Consider the following 18,984-nt stretch of genomic DNA (forward strand, 5'->3'; position numbering starts at 1 on the left):
GGGCTACCCGAATATGTCGCGCATGGCAGCCGCCAGATCGGTCACGCGTTGTTCGTAGCTATGTTCCGCAAGAATGCGTTTTCGCGCAGCAGAGATGACGGTGTGTCTGGCCTGCTCGTTATGCAGGTAAAAGCGGATGAGGTCAGGGGCTTCTTCCGGCTCGTGATAGCAGATGACTTCTTTGCCGGGAACGAAGAGTTCATCCATCTGTTCCCGCCAGTCGGTCAGCACGAAAGAGCCTGTGGCCGGAACGTCGAACACCCGCTGGTTCACTGCTCCCTTCATCTGCTTGCTGGTGCAGTTGAAGTTGATGGTCGAGAGCGGATAGAAGTGGGGCAGTTCGTCGTAATAGCCTATTTCCGGATGCAGGTCCCACGGGTGTTGCGTAGAGCGGAAGGTTTGCCGCCACCCCTTGTCGCCGACAATGAGGGGGGAGAAGGGCAGGGTCTGCTCCACGCAGCGGGCGCGGTACTGGCGTGTTGCTTCCCATGTGATCATTGTCTCGTAGGAAAGCTGTCGTTCGGGCGTGTCCAGCTCGCTGAAATGCGTAAAGAGAGCGGGATGGTGGTGTTGCAGGAACTGGCGGACGGAGCGTTCTTCATGTGCGGCAAAGTCCCGCGCGACCTGCCTGTACGTTGTGAGCAACGGCTTGGGGAAGCGTCCTGCCCTCATGCGGTGGGCGACTTTGTACACCATCGAATTGCCCACAAAGGATATGTCGCGCTTGAGCGGGTGGTGCGCAGGCACCGAGGCGGGTTTTGCGAACCTGACAGGGTCAGTCCCGAGCGGGAGATACCGGACATGCTCGAAGCCCATGGATTGCAGGGAGGCTATGTTGTCCGTATCCCACGTGAAAATGGCTGTCCACGGGCTGATGAGCCGGTTGTACAGATAGAGGATAAGGTGGGGGTTATCCACAAACCACGAGGCAAGGGGCAGCTGCAGCTTTTCCAGCAGGTCGGTGAGCACACCCTCGCGGTCCACCCCTAGGTGGTTGATGGTAAAGGCGAAGTCCGGCTTGAATTCCAGCACGGCCTTGAGCAGGCGTTCCACGAATTCGGTATGGCCCACCTCGTCATCGCTCAGGGTCAGCAGGTGGTAGGGGTATCCCAGCCGTTCGCAGGCGGTGACGATCTCCCCCATGAGGAAATACTGGCTGGTGATGAGCAGCAGGCGCGGTGCGGTGCCGGAAAATTTGGGATACGCGGCTTTGGCCCAGAAGTCGTACCGGACGCTTGCCGCCAGCCTGTCGCGGATGGTGCCGTAATAGTCCCGGTCGAGACGCAGATAGAACGGATGGGACAGTGCCAGAAGCGGTTTTCCGCCATGCTCCATCTGCCATTTTGTCAGGCCCGCCAGCACGGTTTCCGGATTGTCATCTGCAATCCAGAGAATCCGGCCTGTGCTTAGGGCTTCTGCAAGAAGGCCGGGATGCTGGCCTTTATGCGCTGCATCTGATGTCCCTGTCTGTGCCGGAAGCTGGTTAAGGCGCGTGCAGTGCAGAATGGGCAGTTCATTGTCCACAACCGCAACAGGGCCATCATATTGTTCAAGTAATGCTTGCAGGGCATGGCCCATTCCGCTGCCAAGCAGCACGGGCAGCGTGCCTGTCCTGTCTTCCTGCGACAGGAAGGGGCGCAGCAACTGCATTTCTCTTTCCGCTCCGCCGGGGCCGAGCAGGGGCATGGTTTTACCGGAACGTGTGATCTGAACATCAACCAGCGTTTCGTTATCTGCTACCGGCCGGACCTGATAATCCTTTGAAACGGAAACCTGCATGGCTACCAGCTTTTAACCTCGGGTTTGTGGAGATACAGCTCCATGCGATTGTTCGTTTCTCTGTTGGGGTCCGATGTATTGGGCAGCAGGGGCTGGGAGTCGGCATAGCCTACGGCCTTCAGCCGTGAGGGGGGTATATCCCCGCGAGCCATGATGGCCCGCAGCATGGCTGCCGCTCGGGCGCTCGAAAGCTCCCAGTTGGTGGGGTAGGGGCCTGGCGGCGGAGCAATATCGCTGGTGTGCCCGCGGACAACGAGGTTTACGTTGCGCTCTTTGAGAATCTTGATGGCCCCGTCCAGCAGTGATACGGCGTCCAGTTTGACCTCCGCCGATTCGGGGGCGAAGAAGGTGTCCACAGGAAAGCGCATTACCACGCCCTGATCCTCTGCGGAAACCTTAACGGTTTTCTTCAGGTTGGGATCTTCGAGGACAATGTTCTTCAGCTCTACCACCATGCCCAGAATCTGCTGATCATCTTTCTTCAGTTCCACATCCTTGCGCTCGAACTGCGAAGGCGAAAATGCGGCAAATTCTGCATCGGGCCTTTTTATCTGAATGCCGAACGCGTTCTTGACGGACCCCATGAGGGTCTTGAACTTGTTGGCATCCTGCTGCGCAAAGGAGAGCAGAAGCACGAAAAAGCAGAGCAGCAGCGTAACCATGTCTGCAAAGGTGGCCATCCATTCCGGAAGACCTTCCTGTTTCGGCGGGTCATCTGATTTGCGTGATGGCTGCGGGCAGGTCTTTTTTTCTGCCATGGCTTACCTGCTTTGTCTCTGGCCGGGAGGAAGGAATGAATCCAGTTTTTCTTTTACTATGCTGGGGTGTTCGCCGTTCAGAATGGCAAGAACGCCTTCCATGATGAGTTCCATGTTCAGGGCTTCTTCATTGGAACGTTCTTCCAGTTTCTTGGCCATGGGCAGGAACAGGCAGTTTGCCATGATGGCACCGTAAAAAGTGGTCAGCAGTGCAACGGCCATTGCGGGGCCGATGGAAGAAGGATCATCAAGGTTCTGGAGCATCTGCACAAGGCCGATCAGCGTTCCGATCATACCGAAGGCGGGAGCCATTGTGCCCATGCCCTTGAGGATTTCCTGTCCGGTGCGGTGGCGTTTCACCATGTTGGACATTTCCAGTTCCATGACGGCTCTGACAATGGATTCCTCGGTACCGTCGGAAACAAGCAGAATGCCGCGCTTCATGAACGGGTTTTCAACGGAAACCTTTTCCAGCGCCACAAGGCTTTCCTTTCGCGCTTTTTCAGCGAGGCCGATAAGGGTCTGAATGGAATCAGTCAGTTCCGGCGGTTTGGCGAAGAAGGTCTTCATGATGACCTTGGCGGCACTGAGAATCGTTTTGAGCGGGAACATGACGAATGCGACGGCGAACGTACCGCCGACAACAACGATGACAGAGGGGATGTCTACAAAGCCCCCCATGCTGCCGCCTACGGCGATGGCACCGACAATGAGGCCGAGAGAGCCAAGAATACCAATTAACGTTGCTATATCCATATTCTATCTACTTTTTGACCATGGCTGGAGAGTCAAATACTATTTCGTTGTCCTGACAAGTGATGCAGACGTTTTCCATGAAGTCGTTAATAACGCAATAGACTCCGCCAATACTTATTTCGACTCCGGGACGTATCTGTCCCGGTACGATTATCCGGCATGTGCGCAGGTCAGACTCGCTTGTCATCTGTTCCCACAGGGCTTGCCTGCGTTTCTGCAGGGTGACGAGTCTGGTTCGCGATATTTCAAGCTTTGGTTCGCATTCCGCCTTCAGTTCGGCATGTTTGCCGCATTTCTTTTCCAGAGATTCTATCAATGCCTTCAGCTTGGCTATTCCCTCGTCGGCAGCGCGCAGGTTGAACATCTGCGCCGGATCGTACCCCATTTCTATGCTGGTCATGGTGCTTATGCCCCCGCCCAGCTGGTCCTGAATGTAGACGATGCGGTTTGCGTGTATAGTGCCCCCCTGCAGACGTCCCTTTACAACCAGATTTTTCTGAACCCACACGTCGGTGTGCATACAGGAACCATCAATGAGTATATCGCCGTCGGCAATCAGTGTGGCGTTTTCGATGAAGGGGATTTTTATGTCTCCCTTTGCCGAAATTCGCGCCATTTTTCCGCCTTTGATGCCGTTTTCTGCGGTGAAGCTGCCTAGCGCTTCAACACGGGCACCTTCGACGTTCTTCTTTACCAGAATGTTTCGCCCCTGCACGCTGAACCCGGTTCGTATGGCCCCGTGCACGCAGATATCGCTCACAAATACGATATTGCCGGTGTGAAAGTCCACATCTCTGCGAACGTTCAACAGTTTCTTAACCGTAATGACACCTTCATGATAGAAGACATATCCGTTCACGGTTGCAATGATTTGTCCGGCATTTTTGGGGTTGACCGCTGTATTGGGCCCCACGGGAAGCGGCTGTCCCGCCCAGGGGCGGGGAGATATCACACCGGGGCGCAGCGGAGCGTCCGCGGGCACCAGTTCTGCCAGCACCTGTCCGGCCACGACATTCTGCACATAGTCCAGGTTGTAGTGGTCAACCTTACCGCTGACCGACTCCTTGGGAGTCAGGTGCATGTGGTCGAAATCAGGGTCGAAATAATGAACCAGTATTTGCGACATCTGCTACCTCTGATGGCTATTCCGGCAATATGTCTAGAATGCCTTCGTCGCCTTCCAGTATCTGAAAGAAGTTGCTCAGATGAACAAGCCCGAGCGTGGATCGGACCTGAGCAGAGGGATTGAGGATGAACAGTGACTTGCTCTTGCTGGCCATCTTCGTCTTGAGGGCCACCAGCATGCCCACCCCTGAACTGTCTATGAATGTGACTTCCTGCATATCCGCCACAAGGTGCTCAATGCGTTCGCGTTCGACGAACGACTCGATCTTTGTCCGGAGGTCTGGTGCAGTGTTAAGCGTTACTTCGCCTTTGAATTGAATCAGCAGGGTGGTTCCCTGCTGAATCGGGTTTAACGAATCCATAGCCCCCTCGGTATGGTTAGCTGTGCGTGCACCGTGTTTTTGCCGTTGTCTTCGGTCAGGAAATACTCCGTTGCCAGCGAAGCAATGATGTATAACCCGCGGCCCCCCTCAGCCTCGGGTTGTGAAAGAGAAGGATTGGCAATATTCGTTCCGGTTTTGGAAAACCCCATGCCCCAGTCTGAGACTTTGCATGTGACGGAATTGCCGGGATCAATGTCGAGTTCAATTTCAACCTTGCCTACTTCCATATTGCGATAGGCGTGGCGCGCACAGTTCGCAACAGCTTCGGTAAGCAGGAGGTCCAGCGAATGCAGTACCTCTTCATTGACTATGTAATCCTTCAGTACCGCAACAGCCCCTTTGGTCAAAGCCCGAGAGGCGTCCGGATGTGCCTTGGTCGTGAGTGTGTACACATGCATTGCGGCTACCCCATTGCAATCCAGAGTGCGGTTACATCATCCCTGAAATTCTGCTTTCCTCCCGCCTCCTGCGTCAAGCTATTTTGTAACGAATCAACGTAGTCGGCAGGAACAGACATGTGCGCCGAAGCTATCTCCAGAAAACGGGAAAGTGAGAACAGGGCTCCGTCCGTCATTCGCCAGTCGAAGAATCCATCCGTATAAAGAAGTATCCGGCTGCCGGATTTGAAGCTGCAATGCAGTGATTCAGTTGCGACATCAAAGAAGCCGAGCAGGGGAACATTGGCATGCAAGGTTTCTATGGTGCCGTCCGGGTGCCGCAGAATGGCCGGGCAATGCCCCGCGTTAATGTATTCCAGCGATCCGTTCCGCGTGTCGAAGTCCACACAGAAAAGCGTGACGAAGTCCGCTTCCGTCCCAATGGTTTCGAGCAGGTGCTTGTTTATGAGCTGCACAGTATCCACCAGTGTTGTGGTCCGCATCTGGGTCAGGCGGAACAGGGTGCGCACAATGCCCATGATGAAGGCGGCCCGTGCGCCGTGGCCGGAAACATCCGCAATTATGGCCCGCAGTGTTACCCCGTCCGGCAGGGTGAAGTAGTCATAGTAATCACCGCTCGCATGCCCGGACGGATTGTATATGCTCTCTATGCGGATGCCGGGAATAAGCGGGCTTGCATCCGGCAGCAGTTTTTGCTGCAGGTGGGCGACCAGTTCTATTTCCTTGCGGATACGTGTGGAATATTCCCGCAGCTGCTTGGTTATTGCGGTCTGCCGTTCGGCAACACCGATGCGCGCAAGCAACTCCGCCTTGCTGAAGGGTTTTGCAAGAAAGTCATTTGCCCCCATGTTGAGGGACAGGGTGTGCAGATCGGGGTCTTCCTCGCCGGTGAGGACGATGATGTAGGTGTCTGTGTCGTTATGATCCTTGCGGATGCTGCGGATAACAGCGAGACCGTTTTCTTCCGGCATGAGCAGATCAAGCAGGATAATGTCCGGCTTGAATGTGAGATAGCTTTCCAGCGCAGCCGCTCCCGTTTCCGCTTCATGCAGGGTTCTCGTGTCGCCGAGCATTGCCTTGAGGGAGGCCCGGGTCATTCGCGAATCATCTGCGATGAGTATTGCGGGGGCGGGGTTTGCTGTGGTTGTCATGATTTCTCGAAGTCGCTGTCTGTAAGAGCTATTGTCACCGGGCCCCAGTTTGTGAGCGAAACGTCCATTTCCGCCCCGAAACAACCGCATTGCACGTCTTGCGGTCCGGGCATTGCGCTGCGCACATCGTGCACGAACCGCTCGAAGAGAGCGAGAGCGACAGGCGGCGGGCAGGCATTTGTAAATGATGGCCTTCTGCCGCGCCGGACATCGGCATAGAGTGTAAATTGAGGAACGAGCAGAATCTGGCCACCGAACTCCGGCAGGCTGAGATTCATTTTTCCTGCCTTATCCGGAAATATACGCAGTTCCAGCATCTTGCTCAACAGTGTCTGCCAAATTTTCTTTGCAGGCAGTGATTCATCGTCATGCTGGCCGAAACCGACAAGAACCACAAGACCGGTGCCGATGCTGCCGACAATGTTGCCGTCCACCGTTACCCGGCCTTGCTTTGCCCTCTGGATGAGCAGTTTCATCACAGGCTCCCGGCACTTGTGCTGTTACATGTCTGCATCGTCACAGGCATCCTGCTTGCGTTCTTCCTGCTTCTTCCGGCCGGAGGAAGCGCCTTCGCAGGTGCATGTTTCGGAAGATGGCGTTTCGTCAGCCTCGGGGATCATGTCGTCTGTAACAAGGAAGTTGGCCATGCTGGCCTTGTCTTCATGGGTTACTTCCGCGGCTGCATCGGAAATGCGCTGCACCTCTTCCGCGCGCAGAGCCCTGCGCAGCACCTTGCCCACGATGGTCTTGGGAAGCTCGTCGCGGAACTCCACCTGCTTGGGCAGTTTGTAGTTGGCAAGCTGCTCGCGGCAGTGGGCTATGATCTCGCCCTTGGTCAGTTTTTCTCCGGCCTTGGGAACAACATACGCTTTGATGATCTCGCCGCGCGTGGGGTGAGGCACGCCTACGGTCACGGCCTCCAGAACCTTGGGATGCTCATAGAGCACTTCGTCAATCTCGCGCGGATACACGTTGTAGCCGCCAACGATGATCATGTCCTTCTTGCGGTCCACGATGAAGAAGTAGCCGTCTTCGTCCATGGTGGCGATGTCGCCGGTGTAGAGCCAGCCGTTGCGCAGGGTGGATGCGGTTTCGTCCGGGCGGTTCCAGTAGCCTTTCATGACCTGCGGTCCCCGGATGACGAGTTCACCGATCTTCCCTGCCGGCAGGGGCACGGAGCCAACTTCCATATCCACGATGCGTGCCTCGGTATCCGGAAATGGAACACCGATGGAGCCAATTTTGTGCACGCTGTCTATGGGGTTGAGGTGCGTGACGGGAGAGGCTTCCGTCAGGCCGAAGCCTTCTATGATGCTGGCTCCGGTAAGAGCGGCAAAGCGTTTGGTCTGCTCGACAGGCATGGGTGATGAGCCGGAGATACAGTAGCGGATGCAGGTGAGGTCGTAGTTGCCGATCTCTTTTTGCTGCATGAGCGCAATGTAGACGGACGGGGCACCGGGGAAAATGGTGGGCTTGTATTTCTGAATGCCGTCCAGCACGTCTTTGGGAACGAAACGGGGAAAGGGAATGACCGTGGAGGCCAGCATGGTAGGAAAGACAAGACAGACCGTGAGCCCGAATACGTGAAAATAGGGCAGTATTCCGAGGAAAATATGGTGCTCGCTGGCCAGCTTTTTAAGCATGGCGTTGCACTGCTGCGCGTTAACGGCAAGGTTGAAATGCGTGAGCATAACACCTTTGGCAATGCCCGTTGTGCCGCCCGTATACTGAAGAAGCGCCAGTGTTTCTGTGGGGTTGGCAACGGGGGTGCTCAACCTGTCGCTTCCTTCAGTCAACACTTTCCAGGGAAGAATGTGCTTGCCGTCAAAGGGAACATGCTGGTGCGAAGAGTCGCGTTTGGTTTTCAGCGAGTAGAGAAGATTGAGCGGGAAATTAAGACTCTCTGAAATGCGGGTGATGAAATATTTCTTGATGGGCAGCTTGTCGCGCAGCTTTTCCAGCTTGGGCCATACCAGGTCGAGCGCTATCATGTGCTGAGCGCCGGAATCCTCTATCTGATGGACAAGCTCCTTTTCCATATACAGCGGGTTGGTCATGACAACGACGGCACCCGCTTTGAGAATTCCCCAGAAGGCCACAATGGTCTGCGGCAGGTTGGGCATCATGACGGAAACCCTGTCGCCGGGAGAAACTCCGTTGCGCCGCAGGTTGGCGGCGACGGTTTCTGCCATTATCAGCAGTTTCTTGTAGCTGATCTTCTTGTTGCGGAAAACAATGGCAGTGCGATTGGGATGGTTTTCCGCAGCCCTGTCGAGATAGGCATACAGAGGGAGGCTTTCATACTGGATGGAGGCCGGAACGCCCTCGTCATAGTGTCCCAGCCAGGGGAATGCGTAAGAAGTGGTCTGCTCGCTCATGAAATTGATTTTGTAATGGGTGGTTGAAATGCCCGCTGCATTCTGCATGCTGGCGCGCTGAGAACATGCCCTGTCCCGCCGGTGCGTGATGGGCTGTCTTTTTACAATGGTGTTGCAATTAGAGCAAGGTATTGATTTTGCGGCAGGATGCAGGATGAGTGTTCACTTTCATGCGATATGCACTCTACACCCTCGCTGTATTGCCACTTTTGAATCGTTTATGTCTGACAATTGCCGAATGGTGCGGACCTTACATATTTGTGTGATCAGACAACCCTGAAACAGTGCATACAGCTTTGTATTTCATGCCTTGTGCAGATTCATGCGTATGTAATAACACCTTGTCTTAATGACGGTGGTATGCCAGATGTTTTATATGTTCGTCGGAACATAATTGATATTCACGCGGCATGTTTGCCCGCTCAAGCCTTACGGGGTTGGAGAATGCAATTACAGGAAGTGCTGATCCCGCTGTTGCTGACACTGAAGGTGGTCTTCTGGTCCACGCTTATCGCTGCCGGTGCCGGCATTATTGCTGCCTATCTGCTTTGCAGGAAGAATTTTCCGGGGCGCGACTGGCTTGATGCCGCATGTTCGCTGCCTCTGGTGCTGCCCCCCACCGTGCTCGGCTATTATCTGATTGTCGTGATAGGCAGAAACGGCTTGCTTGGGCAGTGGCTTGAGCAGGAGCTGGGCATACGCCTCATGTTTACGTGGCAGGGGGCTGTTGTCGCTGCTGCTGTCGTCTCCTTTCCTCTTGTTTTCAAATCCGCCCGTGCCGCCTTTGAGAGTGTGCCGCCCAGTTATCTGCAGGCCGCACGCATTCTTGGAGCAGGCGAGTGGGAGATATTCTTCAGGGTCACATTGCCTCTGGCATTCAGAGGCGTGCTCGCAGGCACCATGCTCGCCTTTGCCCGCGGCATGGGCGAATTCGGCGCAACTCTCATGGTGGCGGGCAACCTGCCCGGACGCACGCAGACCCTTTCCCTTGCCGTATACAGTGCGGTTCAGGCTGGTAACGACGGGCTCGCAACGATACTCGTCTGCGTTGTCAGCATCGTCTGCGTGGTATTGCTGGTAGTAACGGGGAAATTGGTTTCTCCGAATAACGCATGACAAGGAGAGGTTGGTAGTATGAAACGGTTCATTTTCACACTGGTAATGACGTTGGGTCTGGTCTCTTCCGCATACTCTGCAGAAATCATGGTGTCAGCTGCCGCCAGTTTGACGGATGCTTTTACCGAAATCGAGGCTCGTTACGAAAAGCTGCATCCCGATACGGATGTGGTCATGAACTTTGCCGCTTCCGGCCCCCTGTATAAGCAGATAGAGCAGGGCGCACCTGTTGACGTGTTTGCCTCTGCCAATGCAAAGTGGATGGACAAGGCTGTTGAGCAGGGTTTTGCGGACAAGAAAAACGTGACCATATTTGCCCAGAACAGCTTGGTGCTGGCCGTGCCTGCGGGTAATCCTGCCAAGGTAGGTGCTGTGAAGGATCTGTCTTCTGCTCCGGTGCGCATGATTGCCGTGGGAACACCTGAAACCGTTCCCGCGGGGCAGTATGCCAAGGCCGCTCTGGTAAAGCTCGGCATGTGGGACACGCTTGCCCCCAAGTTTGTGTATGGCGAATCCGTCAGACAGGTTCTGGATTATCTTGTTCGCGGCGAGGTTGATGCCGCCTTTGTATACGGAACCGATGCTGCCAAGGGCGGCGCTGCGGTGACCACGGTTGCGGAAATTCCCCTCGAAAAGCCTGTTGCATACCCTGCAGCCGTATTGAACAAGGCTCCCAATCCGTCCGGTGCGGCTTCCTTCTTCTCTTTCCTGAATGGCGAAGAAGGGCGTGAAGTATTGAAGAAATATGGATTCAAGGTTCAGTAGACCTGAGGAAGTTGTGATCCCATGCAGTTTGACATCGACATTGAAGTGAGACTTGGCGATTGCCGCAAGTCCCTGTTCTGCCGGAAGGAGGGGCGTGTTTTCGAGCTGAAGACCCGCCTTGCCTGCGATGTCCGCAATCTTGTGCTTGCCGGGCCGTCAGGTTCCGGAAAATCCATTACCCTGCAGGCAGTTGCGGGGCTGGTGCAGCCGGATTCCGGCAGAATAGCCATAGGCAGCCACGTGTTCTATGATTCAGCGCAGGGGATCAATGTGCTGCCGCAGCAGCGTCGCATAGGGTATGTGTTTCAGGATTATGCGCTCTTTCCGCACTGCACGGTGCGGGAAAACGTGGTGTTCGGCATGAAGCGCTGGAGCAAGCGGCTCTCGCGTGAAGAACTGAAGACGGTTGATGAGGTGCTGGACGTGTTCGGGCTTGGCCAGATTGCAAACGCCCGACCTGCTGCCATATCCGGCGGCCAGCGTCAGCGGACGGCTTTGGCCAGAGCCTTGGCCTCCAAACCGGAAGTTCTGCTGCTGGACGAACCGTTTTCGGCGCTGGACCAGCCCCTGCGGCTGCGTATGCGCGAAGAGCTTGCACGTATTCTGAATCACTATTCCATTCCGATGATTCTGGTGACGCACGACATAGACGAAGCCTGCTATTTTGCCGACACCGTTGCCGTGTATGCCGAGGGTGGCGTGCGCGATATTCTGGATGCGGAAGAACTGGCAGGGCGCGGCGAAAATATGGCCGGTTCCGTGGGAACAGTCATCCAGTCTGCCTATAATTTGCAGTAGTCATCCCGACTGTTCCCGAGACCTGGAAAAACAAAAGCCCGCAGGCAGCGCCTGCGGGCTTTCGTTTTGGTCAGAACAGAATGTCTAGCCGACTAGCCGAGCAGGCCGTGGGACTGCAGGCAGCACCGCAGGGTCTTCTCGTTATTTTCCATGAGGGGAACAAGAGGCAGGCGCAGCTCAAGGCCTATCTTGCCCATCATGGAAAGGGCGGTTTTTACGGGAATGGGGTTGGTTTCTATGAACATGGCTCTGCACAGGCCCTGCATACCGAAGTGCAGCTTGCGGGCCGTGGCGATGTCACCTTCCTTGAAGGCTTTGCACATGCTCGACATCTTTCCGGGAATGATGTTGGACACAACGGAAATAACACCGCAACCGCCGAGAGAAAGCAGAGGCAGCACAGTGAAATCGTCGCCGGAAAGAACCTGGAAGTCCGGTCCGCACTGTTCGATGATGTCTGAAACCTGAGTCAGGTTGGCCGTGGCTTCCTTCACACCCTTCACCTGCGGAATATCCTTGAACAGACGGGCAAGGGTACAGGGCAGCATGTTGGTGCCGGTGCGGCCGGGAACATTGTAGAGAACAAAGGGCATGTCCACTTCGCCGGCAATGGCCTTGAAGTGCTGATACAGCCCTTCCTGCGTGGGTTTGTTGTAGTAGGGCGTGATGAGCAGAGCACCGTCGGCACCGGCTTCTTTGGCGAATCTGGTGAGATCGATGGCTTCTTTGGTATTATTGGAACCTGCACCGGCCAGAACCGGCACCCGCTTGTTGGCCTGTTCCACACAAATGCGGATGACTTCGCGATGTTCCTCGTGTGAAAGAGTGGCGGACTCACCGGTTGTGCCGCAGGGGACGAGACCGTTGATGCCCTGTTCAATCTGCCACTCGATCAGTTCCCTGTAGCGCTCTTCATCGATAACGCCATCCTTGAAAGGCGTTACCAGCGCTGTAAACGCACCCGTAAACTGCATATAGCCTCCTCTTCTCGCTGTCGGAGCGTTCGTCCGCTTCTGGAATTGCGGACGAGCGGGCCGTTTGTTCCTTAGGGTAGGGTGAGGCCGAGAGCCTCAAGATACATTTCACCGGAATAGACGTTCAGCGCCTTGCCCTTGAGGTGGACGCATCCATTTTCAATGGATATGCCGAGTATTTCACCGCCGGAGCTGCGGACATTGACGGATGATTCCGTAAGTCCCAGAGCGTTGGTGACAACCACACCTGCCGCGGCACCAGTGCCGCAGGCATAGGTTTCGTCTTCCACGCCGCGTTCGTAGGTGCGCAGATGAATGTTATTCCGGTCCAGCACGGTCACAAAGTTCGCGTTGGTTCCGGCAGGGGCGAATGCCGCGTGATAGCGGACATGCGCACCAAGGGTTTTCACGTTCAGACCTGCCGCATCGTCATGGATGTAAACGGCGTGCGGTACACCAGTGTTCACGAAGTGAATTGTGCCTTCAAGACCGGGCATATCGACGGACTTGTTCAGTTCAAGTCCCTTGGGCGGGGTGAGCTGTACCTTTACCTCGCAGTTCTCGACATCCACCTCAGCACGGATGGGGCCTGCGTCGGACCCGAAGGTGTGCACCGGACCGGCAAATCCCAGCTTTACTGCCAGCAGACCGGCGCAACGCGATGCATTGCCGCACATTTCTGCCCGGGAACCGTCTGCGTTGTAGAAATGCCAGCGGTAATCAACTGAGGCATCGGGAGCCTCTTCAAGAAAGACAAGGCCGTCTGCTCCGACGCCAAAGGCGCGGCGGCAGACTTTTTTTGCCCAGTCCGCCATGGCTGACACGGGCAGCGCAAGCTTTCTGTTGTCAATGAACACGAAGTCGTTGCCGCAGCCCTGCATCTTATGGATGGGGACTGCATTCATGTTCCTGTTCAACGAATAACTCCTTGCAATGTATGCGATATGTGCCCGTTCTCGCGTTTATATTCATGGGGTGGGCATGGCTTCGATCACCGGGTCCGGCGGAACGGAGTCGTCAAGATTGACAACGGGGAAGCGGACGTTGTCAATCTCTTTCCATTCCCAGTCCCGGGTTCTCCGGGGCCATTCCATGAGTTCCAGCACTGCCAGCGCCTTGCCTTTGGCGTAGCCTCTGGCCCATAAAATGGTTCCTTTCGAGTCCATGTTGCCCCGCATTCCTCCACCTGCGCCACTGCCGAGCAGAACATCGTAATGTCCGGAGGCAGCAGCGAGAAATTCCCGTTCCGTGGGGGTTCCCCACGGGCTGACCCCTATCACGAGGTCACATTCGGCACGGAGCGTGTCCGCAATCCGAATGAGTTCAGCGTCTGACGCGGAAGGATCGTTCTGTACTGCGGGGAACAGAACAACCCCTATACGCCTTTCTCCGATGACACTCTGCTGCACAACCGGTCTTTGGTCAACAAGGCGGAAGCCGTTAGGCACTTTGCCTGTATGCCCTAAAAACCAATCATGCGCAGTGGTTCCCATCCACCCTACGTCTACCTGCATGCGTTCAAAAGCGGTGATGAGGTAGGGTGCAGACTCCGGAGCAAGCTCGCCGCCTGCGGCAGTGGTAAATTCACCAGCGCCGCCGATGACGATGGCAGGGCCCAGAATCTTGAATGATGCAATTTTACCGGCCCGCCGGGCCAGCCCTCCGATCGTTTTACCGCCTCAGGAAGGGCAGGGGAGAAGCTCGCCATACCCGTTGGCAAAAAACACAATGCGCAGAACGGGAAGGTTCTGCGCGTCGTGTGCTTCTGCCGCTTTTCCCGTGAGCAATGCAAGCACACTCAACAGGACGGCAAGGATGGCAGTTCGGCCGGCGCCGGTCAGGCGCCTTGTTCTACTCATTGAGAAATTCTTTGAGTTCCTTGCCGGCCCTGAAAAAGGGAAGCTGTTTAGGGTTAACCTTAACAATTTCACCGGTTTTGGGGTTTCTTCCGGTATATCCGCCGTAATCTTTGAGTTTGAAGCTGCCAAAGCCGCGAATTTCAACGCGGTCGCCGTTGGCAAGGGCGGATTTCATGCTGTCTACGAAGATATTGACCACGGTGGTCGCTTCTTCAATTGAGATGTTGTTCTCGTCGGACAGGGTCTTGATGAGTTCACTTTTGTTCATCACCTACTCCGGGCAAATGCGGGCATGTGGGCATGCGCTGTGGTTAGAGATCAAGAATTTTGCAGCTAACACAAATTGGGCATGTGGAGTATGTAATAAATCATTCTGATATTCAAGCGGTTATTAGAAGAAACTCTTTGTCTCAGTTAAAAAAGGGCCGTCGGCAATCTTGTCGCGCAGTGAAACACGCATGCGTTGCAACTTGACCGCAAGGGCAAACATATCTTGTGCTGCAGGCGAACCCGGCGCCATTTTCAGCAGCGGTTTCTGCTTTCTGACGGATTCAGTGACCATTCTGTCATGGCGGATGCCGCCAAGCAGGTGCGGGGTGAAGCCGAGGAACTTGTCACATGCCGCAGCAAGGCGCCTGAAGGTTATTTCCTCTTCGCGCTTGTCTTCAACCTGGTTCACGATAACGTGGAAATCCCGCACACCGTGCTGCGTGGCAAGCACTTTCATGAGCGCGTAGCTGTCTGTCAGCGAAGTAGGCTCCGGAGTTACGATGATCAGGCGTACATGCGTCATGGCACCAAAAGCCAGAACCGTGGGATTTATCCCTGCGCCGATGTCCATGAAAAGATAGTCGTACCCTGTGAACAGCGGGTCCAGCTTGCGAAAGAGCATGGCGCGCAGGTCGGAATCCATCTCGACCAATTCAGGTACGCCGGATGCCGCCGGAAGGAAGTCGAAGCCGCCCGGTTCGATGTGGACAGCTATTTCCCGCGGGTCCATATCAGAATCCAGCAGATTCTGCATGTTGTTTTCGGGAGCGACGCCCATGAGTACGTCAAGGTTTGCGAGCCCGAGATCGCAGTCCATGAGAAGCAGGGGAAAACCCCCGCGGAACATGCAGTATCCGAGATTGAGAGCGATGTTGGATTTTCCTACGCCGCCCTTGCCGCTGAGTACGGAAACACTGAGAGTTCTGTTCGTGCGCATGTTCATACCGGGTATTAATCAGTTCCTGAAAAGAGGAACTGTTTTTCATTGGAGTGTACCATGGTGGAGCGGTCGTATTCGAAATCCGGTTTCTGCCGGGCAACGTGTACGCAATTTTTTCCGCTTGTTTTCGCCTCGTAGAGAGCCTTGTCAGCCAGTTCCATGAGCTGGGTGATGGATGTGCTTCCCCGGCCGTTCATACAGGCCACCCCGGCGGAAAAAGTGCAGGAGAAGGGCTCGTGATTTTCACAGCCGAACTTCTGCTCAGAAAATTGCTGCAAAACTCGTTCCACCATCGATTTTGTCTTGAGTGCACTGGCTCCGGGAAGCAGCAGGGCGAATTCCTCGCCTCCGAGGCGGGCGGCAACATCGTATACGCGTTTGGCTTCGATAAGAACATCGGCAAGACCGCAGAGTACCTCGTCCCCGCATGGGTGACCGTAGGTGTCGTTTACGTTCTTGAAGTTGTCTATGTCTATGATGACAAGACTGACTGTGCTGTTGCTGCGCTCCACGCGCTCGGCTTCCATCTGCATCTTGCGGTTGAAAGCCCTGCGGTTTTCAAGGCCGGTAAGCGGATCGTGCTCGGATTGATGGGCAAGATCCTCAAGGGCGTTGAGCAGATTGTTCAGGTTCAGGCACGCCGATTCGTCCAGCGAAAGGGCAAGCCATTCCTGCAGGCCATAGAGTTTTGCCACATCGTTCCACTGTTCGACAGTGACGCCGGACAGCATGCGCGTAACGGCTATGAGGCCGTCCTTGGGGCCATCCGTACGTTCCCTTGCGAGCTGGAGCAGCAGGTCCCGCAACGAATCCAGCTCACACGACAGCGGACGCAGGTCTTCGGGGATGTCCCGGGAGCCGTATGTCTTAATTTTCTGCATGGAGATACAACAGGAAATCTCTCAGGAATACATCGATCTTACCGTTGAGCACGGCTTCGACGTCTCCCATTTCCGAGTTTGTCCGATGGTCTTTGACCAACCGGTATGGCTGGAGGGTGTAGGTGCGAATCTGGCTGCCGAAACTGATATCCATCTTGTTGGCGTATTCGGCCTGCCGTTCGTCCTGCCGTTTGCGCAGTTCGAGATCGTATATTCTTGCCTTGAGAATCTGCATGGCAGAATCGCGGTTCGCATGCTGCGACTTCTCATTCTGGCACTGGGCCACGGTGCCGGTGGGAATGTGCGTGATGCGCACAGCGGAGCTGGTGGTGTTAACGCTCTGCCCGCCGGGGCCGCTGGAACGGAAGAAGTCAATGCGAAGGTCTGCTTCCTTGACGTCTACCACGATATCGTCTCCGGCATCGGGAATCACATCCACAGACGCGAACGAGGTGTGGCGTCTGCCCGAAGAGTCGAAGGGTGAAATGCGGATGAGGCGGTGAATGCCCCGTTCACCCTTGAGCAGGCCATAGGTGTTCGTACCGCGAATACGCAGGGTTACGCTTTTGATGCCTGCTTCATCCCCGTCCAGAAAATCGAGGTATTCTGCCTTGAAGCCCTGCGCGTCTGCCCAGCGCACATACATGCGCAGAAGCATCTGCGCCCAGTCCTGCGCCTCGGTGCCGCCTGCGCCAGGATGAATTTCCAGAATGGCATCCTTGGAATCTTCCGGCGCGGAAAGAAGCATGTTCATTTCCGTTATCTGCAGCAATTCTTCAAGCAGGTTGGTCTGCGCTTCAAGGGTTTCCAGAATTTCGGCACTCTGATCCTCTTCTGCGAGCAGCAGCCATTCTTCAAGGTCTTCCTTGGCGCGCTTGAGAGCTTGCAGGCGGTTCACCTCTGTCTCAAGGCTGCTTTTTTCCTGCAAAACAGGAGTAAGCTTATCCGGCTTATCCCATGCTCCGGGGCTGGAAAGCTGTTTTTCTATTTCGTCGAGACGGGCTTGGGAGGCATCAAGGTCAAAGCCGCCTCCACAGGGTTGAAAATTGCTCGAAAAGAGTTTGGCTTTGCGTACGCAGATCTGCAAGATGTAACATATATTTATAGTCTGATTGGTTAAGGGTTCTTTCGCGTCATTCCGTAGCCAATGCACGACAGGCATGCGCCGATCAGCAGAACGTGGATGAACGTGAAGGCATTGTGATATGGTGTGGTCCGGCTGACGGTGGCGGCTATGCCGTTCACGGTCTCAGCCCGGAACAGGGAACCTCTGGTTATGATGGTGCCTTTGGGGTCCACGATGGCGGAAATGCCGGTATTGGTGGATCGTATCAGATAACGTCCCTGTTCGATAGCCCTGAGCACGGCAAGGTGCAGGTGCTGCTCCGGAGCGGCAGTTTTGCCGAACCATGCATCGTTGCTGATGTTGACCAGCAGGTTTGCCCCTTCTTCCACTCGCTGCTGTGCCAGTTCCGGAAAAATGGTTTCGTAGCAGATGAGCACACCCAAGGCAAGATTGCTGTAAGAAACCGGATGGATGGCAGAACTGGTCTGGAACTCGCCTGTTCCCTCGAAAAATACTTCGAGGAAGGGCAGGTATTGGCCAAAGGGCAGGTACTCGCCGAAGGGAACAAGGTGCTCCTTGTCATACCAGCTATTCATCAACCCGTCGGGGGTGAGCAGATAGGCCCGGTTAAGGGTGTTCCACTTGCGGCCATCGGTTCCTGCGGCATATGCGGGGGTGCCCACCAGAAGCGGTGTTTTCTCCGCGACCACGAGTTCGCGGACGAGGGAAAGATATTCCTTCTTTTCCTGAAGGTAGAAGGGCATGGCGGTTTCCGGCCAGACTACAAGGTCGGCAGGAGCGTTGGTCAGGGCCCCGTGCGTCATGTCTACGTATCTGTGGACGGTGCCGTTCTGATAGGCGGGAACCCATTTCTGCCCCTGATCTATATTGCCCTGCACCATGATTGTGCGGACGGGAGCGGTTGTTTGTATGGGAGTGTTCCACGCAAACAGCGACCATGCTGCGCACAGGGCGATTGCTGCAGTACCGGCTGCCAGCGGGGCGGGCTTGCGGGTTCTCGCAGCCTCGATGAGCTGGCATATGACAAACACCATGACACCGGAATAAGCATAGCTGCCCATGAGCGAGAGAGGCTGTAGTGCAGCGGGCCACGAGGCAAATGCCGAGGCAAGAATGGCCCACGGAAAGCCGGTGAACAGAGTGCCCCGAAGGAATTCGAGGGATGCCCAGAGCAGCCCTGCAAACAGTGCTCGCAGCATGGGCGGGAGTTTGTCGCGCATAAGGCGCACGCCAAGCGCAAACAACGCTGCATAGAGCGCCAGGTAGGTGGCAAGAAGGGCCGGAGCGGGCATGGCAAGTGACCAGTGCATTCCGGTCTGTTCTTCAAGCGGTACGGCCACCCAGTATATGCATGCCGTGTACCCGAGAATGCCGGCCAGAAGCGCCCGCCTGAAAACACTGGCGGAACGGGTTTCTCCGGTTGCCATGTAATAGAGGATGGCAGGAAAAATCAGAACCAGCGGCGGCAGGTGCGCCAGTTGATTCGCCATTCCGAAAAAAAGGCCTGAGGCGGCGAGGAGGATGAGTAGTGCTTGCATGGTGCGCAGAGGAGAATGGGTTTTCGGG

The 18,984-nt window shown here is 55.5% G+C and carries 20 protein-coding genes; 3 read left to right on the plus strand and 17 right to left on the minus strand.

Annotation, left to right across the window (positions count from 1 at the left end):
- Positions 1 to 3: 3 nt before the first annotated feature.
- From HUV30_RS10660 to HUV30_RS10700, 9 genes are read right to left on the minus strand one after another with little or no spacing between them, the layout of a single operon-like run.
- Positions 4 to 1,779 (minus strand): CgeB family protein, encoded by a 1,776-nt coding sequence (locus tag HUV30_RS10660; RefSeq protein ID WP_174405409.1) that lies wholly within the window; start codon positions 1,777 to 1,779, stop codon positions 4 to 6.
- Between the two features lie 2 nt (positions 1,780 to 1,781).
- Positions 1,782 to 2,537, minus strand: coding sequence for an OmpA/MotB family protein (locus tag HUV30_RS10665; protein ID WP_174405410.1), 756 nt, complete (start codon positions 2,535 to 2,537; stop codon positions 1,782 to 1,784).
- 3 nt (positions 2,538 to 2,540) lie between these two features.
- A complete protein-coding gene (locus HUV30_RS10670; RefSeq protein WP_174405411.1) occupies positions 2,541 to 3,293 on the minus strand; it encodes a motility protein A in 753 nt (250 codons plus the stop codon).
- 7 nt (positions 3,294 to 3,300) lie between these two features.
- The gene (locus HUV30_RS10675) at positions 3,301 to 4,419 is read right to left on the minus strand and encodes a FapA family protein (protein WP_174405412.1); all 1,119 of its coding nucleotides are present in this window, start codon (positions 4,417 to 4,419) and stop codon (positions 3,301 to 3,303) included.
- A 16-nt stretch (positions 4,420 to 4,435) separates the two neighbouring features.
- Entirely contained in the window at positions 4,436 to 4,780 is a 345-nt protein-coding gene (locus tag HUV30_RS10680; RefSeq protein ID WP_174405413.1) for an STAS domain-containing protein, read from the minus strand.
- Positions 4,768 to 5,199, minus strand: coding sequence for an ATP-binding protein (locus HUV30_RS10685; RefSeq protein ID WP_174405414.1), 432 nt, complete (start codon positions 5,197 to 5,199; stop codon positions 4,768 to 4,770). The genes HUV30_RS10680 and HUV30_RS10685 overlap by 13 nt, the downstream gene beginning before the upstream one ends.
- 5 nt (positions 5,200 to 5,204) lie before the next feature.
- On the minus strand, positions 5,205 to 6,350 hold the full coding sequence (locus HUV30_RS10690) for a SpoIIE family protein phosphatase (protein ID WP_174405415.1): 1,146 nt from the start codon (positions 6,348 to 6,350) through the stop codon (positions 5,205 to 5,207).
- Complete coding sequence (gene dtd, locus HUV30_RS10695; RefSeq protein ID WP_174405416.1) at positions 6,347 to 6,826, minus strand: D-aminoacyl-tRNA deacylase; 480 nt, start codon at positions 6,824 to 6,826, stop codon at positions 6,347 to 6,349. Before dtd ends, HUV30_RS10690 begins: the two co-directional genes overlap by 4 nt.
- A 24-nt stretch (positions 6,827 to 6,850) precedes the next feature.
- Positions 6,851 to 8,728 carry a long-chain-fatty-acid--CoA ligase gene (locus tag HUV30_RS10700; RefSeq protein ID WP_174406163.1) on the minus strand — a complete coding sequence of 626 codons (1,878 nt, stop codon included), beginning with the start codon at positions 8,726 to 8,728 and terminating at the stop codon, positions 6,851 to 6,853.
- A 444-nt stretch (positions 8,729 to 9,172) separates the two neighbouring features.
- Between HUV30_RS10700 and modB the strand changes: the two genes are divergently transcribed.
- From modB to HUV30_RS10715, 3 genes are read left to right on the plus strand one after another with little or no spacing between them, the layout of a single operon-like run.
- Complete coding sequence (gene modB, locus HUV30_RS10705) at positions 9,173 to 9,844, plus strand: molybdate ABC transporter permease subunit (RefSeq protein WP_174405421.1); 672 nt, start codon at positions 9,173 to 9,175, stop codon at positions 9,842 to 9,844.
- An 18-nt stretch (positions 9,845 to 9,862) separates the two neighbouring features.
- Positions 9,863 to 10,609, plus strand: coding sequence for a molybdate ABC transporter substrate-binding protein (modA, locus tag HUV30_RS10710; RefSeq protein WP_174405423.1), 747 nt, complete (start codon positions 9,863 to 9,865; stop codon positions 10,607 to 10,609).
- A gap of 21 nt (positions 10,610 to 10,630) precedes the next feature.
- Positions 10,631 to 11,407, plus strand: a complete 777-nt coding sequence (locus tag HUV30_RS10715) for an ABC transporter ATP-binding protein (RefSeq protein ID WP_174405425.1) — start codon at positions 10,631 to 10,633, stop codon at positions 11,405 to 11,407.
- Positions 11,408 to 11,499: 92 nt separating this feature from the next.
- Here the strand turns inward: HUV30_RS10715 and dapA are convergent, their stop codons facing one another.
- The 8 genes from dapA to lnt form a co-directional block, all read right to left on the minus strand.
- A complete protein-coding gene (gene dapA, locus HUV30_RS10720; RefSeq protein WP_174405427.1) occupies positions 11,500 to 12,381 on the minus strand; it encodes a 4-hydroxy-tetrahydrodipicolinate synthase in 882 nt (293 codons plus the stop codon).
- Between the two features lie 71 nt (positions 12,382 to 12,452).
- Positions 12,453 to 13,286, minus strand: a complete 834-nt coding sequence (gene dapF / locus HUV30_RS10725; RefSeq protein WP_174406164.1) for a diaminopimelate epimerase — start codon at positions 13,284 to 13,286, stop codon at positions 12,453 to 12,455.
- Positions 13,287 to 13,349: 63 nt separating this feature from the next.
- Positions 13,350 to 14,240, minus strand: a complete 891-nt coding sequence (locus HUV30_RS18580; RefSeq protein WP_420705183.1) for a UshA-like (seleno)protein family 2 — start codon at positions 14,238 to 14,240, stop codon at positions 13,350 to 13,352.
- Positions 14,233 to 14,508, minus strand: coding sequence for an HU family DNA-binding protein (locus tag HUV30_RS10740; protein ID WP_174405432.1), 276 nt, complete (start codon positions 14,506 to 14,508; stop codon positions 14,233 to 14,235). The genes HUV30_RS18580 and HUV30_RS10740 overlap by 8 nt, the downstream gene beginning before the upstream one ends.
- Positions 14,509 to 14,631: 123 nt before the next feature.
- Positions 14,632 to 15,447 (minus strand): MinD/ParA family protein, encoded by an 816-nt coding sequence (locus HUV30_RS10745; RefSeq protein ID WP_174405433.1) that lies wholly within the window; start codon positions 15,445 to 15,447, stop codon positions 14,632 to 14,634.
- 14 nt (positions 15,448 to 15,461) lie between these two features.
- Positions 15,462 to 16,331, minus strand: a complete 870-nt coding sequence (locus tag HUV30_RS10750) for a GGDEF domain-containing protein (protein ID WP_174405435.1) — start codon at positions 16,329 to 16,331, stop codon at positions 15,462 to 15,464.
- Positions 16,318 to 17,428, minus strand: a protein-coding gene (gene prfB / locus HUV30_RS10755; protein WP_174405437.1) for a peptide chain release factor 2 whose coding sequence is annotated in 2 segments (ribosomal slippage) — positions 16,318 to 17,352 and positions 17,354 to 17,428 — 1,110 coding nt in all. Because the reading frame shifts where the segments join, the coding sequence is not laid out codon by codon here. Before prfB ends, HUV30_RS10750 begins: the two co-directional genes overlap by 14 nt.
- Before the next feature lie 19 nt (positions 17,429 to 17,447).
- The gene (gene lnt / locus HUV30_RS10760) at positions 17,448 to 18,956 is read right to left on the minus strand and encodes an apolipoprotein N-acyltransferase (RefSeq protein ID WP_276512313.1); all 1,509 of its coding nucleotides are present in this window, start codon (positions 18,954 to 18,956) and stop codon (positions 17,448 to 17,450) included.
- Between the last annotated feature and the right edge of the window lie 28 nt (positions 18,957 to 18,984).

Source organism: Desulfovibrio subterraneus (assembly GCF_013340285.1).
Lineage (GTDB): Bacteria > Desulfobacterota > Desulfovibrionia > Desulfovibrionales > Desulfovibrionaceae > Halodesulfovibrio > Halodesulfovibrio subterraneus.

Coding starts and splice junctions, on each gene's coding strand:
- HUV30_RS10670 (WP_174405411.1), bottom strand. CDS start 3,293: ATGGATATAGCAACGTTAATTGGTATTCTTGGCTCTCTCGGCCTCATT.
- HUV30_RS10700 (WP_174406163.1), bottom strand. CDS start 8,728: ATGAGCGAGCAGACCACTTCTTACGCATTCCCCTGGCTGGGACACTAT.
- HUV30_RS10715 (WP_174405425.1), top strand. CDS start 10,631: ATGCAGTTTGACATCGACATTGAAGTGAGACTTGGCGATTGCCGCAAG.
- HUV30_RS10680 (WP_174405413.1), bottom strand. CDS start 4,780: ATGGATTCGTTAAACCCGATTCAGCAGGGAACCACCCTGCTGATTCAA.
- dtd (WP_174405416.1), bottom strand. CDS start 6,826: ATGAAACTGCTCATCCAGAGGGCAAAGCAAGGCCGGGTAACGGTGGAC.
- dapF (WP_174406164.1), bottom strand. CDS start 13,286: ATGAATGCAGTCCCCATCCATAAGATGCAGGGCTGCGGCAACGACTTC.
- HUV30_RS10660 (WP_174405409.1), bottom strand. CDS start 1,779: ATGCAGGTTTCCGTTTCAAAGGATTATCAGGTCCGGCCGGTAGCAGAT.
- HUV30_RS10685 (WP_174405414.1), bottom strand. CDS start 5,199: ATGCATGTGTACACACTCACGACCAAGGCACATCCGGACGCCTCTCGG.
- lnt (WP_276512313.1), bottom strand. CDS start 18,956: ATGCAAGCACTACTCATCCTCCTCGCCGCCTCAGGCCTTTTTTTCGGA.
- HUV30_RS10675 (WP_174405412.1), bottom strand. CDS start 4,419: ATGTCGCAAATACTGGTTCATTATTTCGACCCTGATTTCGACCACATG.
- HUV30_RS10740 (WP_174405432.1), bottom strand. CDS start 14,508: ATGAACAAAAGTGAACTCATCAAGACCCTGTCCGACGAGAACAACATC.
- modA (WP_174405423.1), top strand. CDS start 9,863: ATGAAACGGTTCATTTTCACACTGGTAATGACGTTGGGTCTGGTCTCT.
- dapA (WP_174405427.1), bottom strand. CDS start 12,381: ATGCAGTTTACGGGTGCGTTTACAGCGCTGGTAACGCCTTTCAAGGAT.
- modB (WP_174405421.1), top strand. CDS start 9,173: ATGCAATTACAGGAAGTGCTGATCCCGCTGTTGCTGACACTGAAGGTG.
- HUV30_RS10745 (WP_174405433.1), bottom strand. CDS start 15,447: ATGCGCACGAACAGAACTCTCAGTGTTTCCGTACTCAGCGGCAAGGGC.
- HUV30_RS10665 (WP_174405410.1), bottom strand. CDS start 2,537: ATGGCAGAAAAAAAGACCTGCCCGCAGCCATCACGCAAATCAGATGAC.
- HUV30_RS10750 (WP_174405435.1), bottom strand. CDS start 16,331: ATGCAGAAAATTAAGACATACGGCTCCCGGGACATCCCCGAAGACCTG.
- HUV30_RS10690 (WP_174405415.1), bottom strand. CDS start 6,350: ATGACAACCACAGCAAACCCCGCCCCCGCAATACTCATCGCAGATGAT.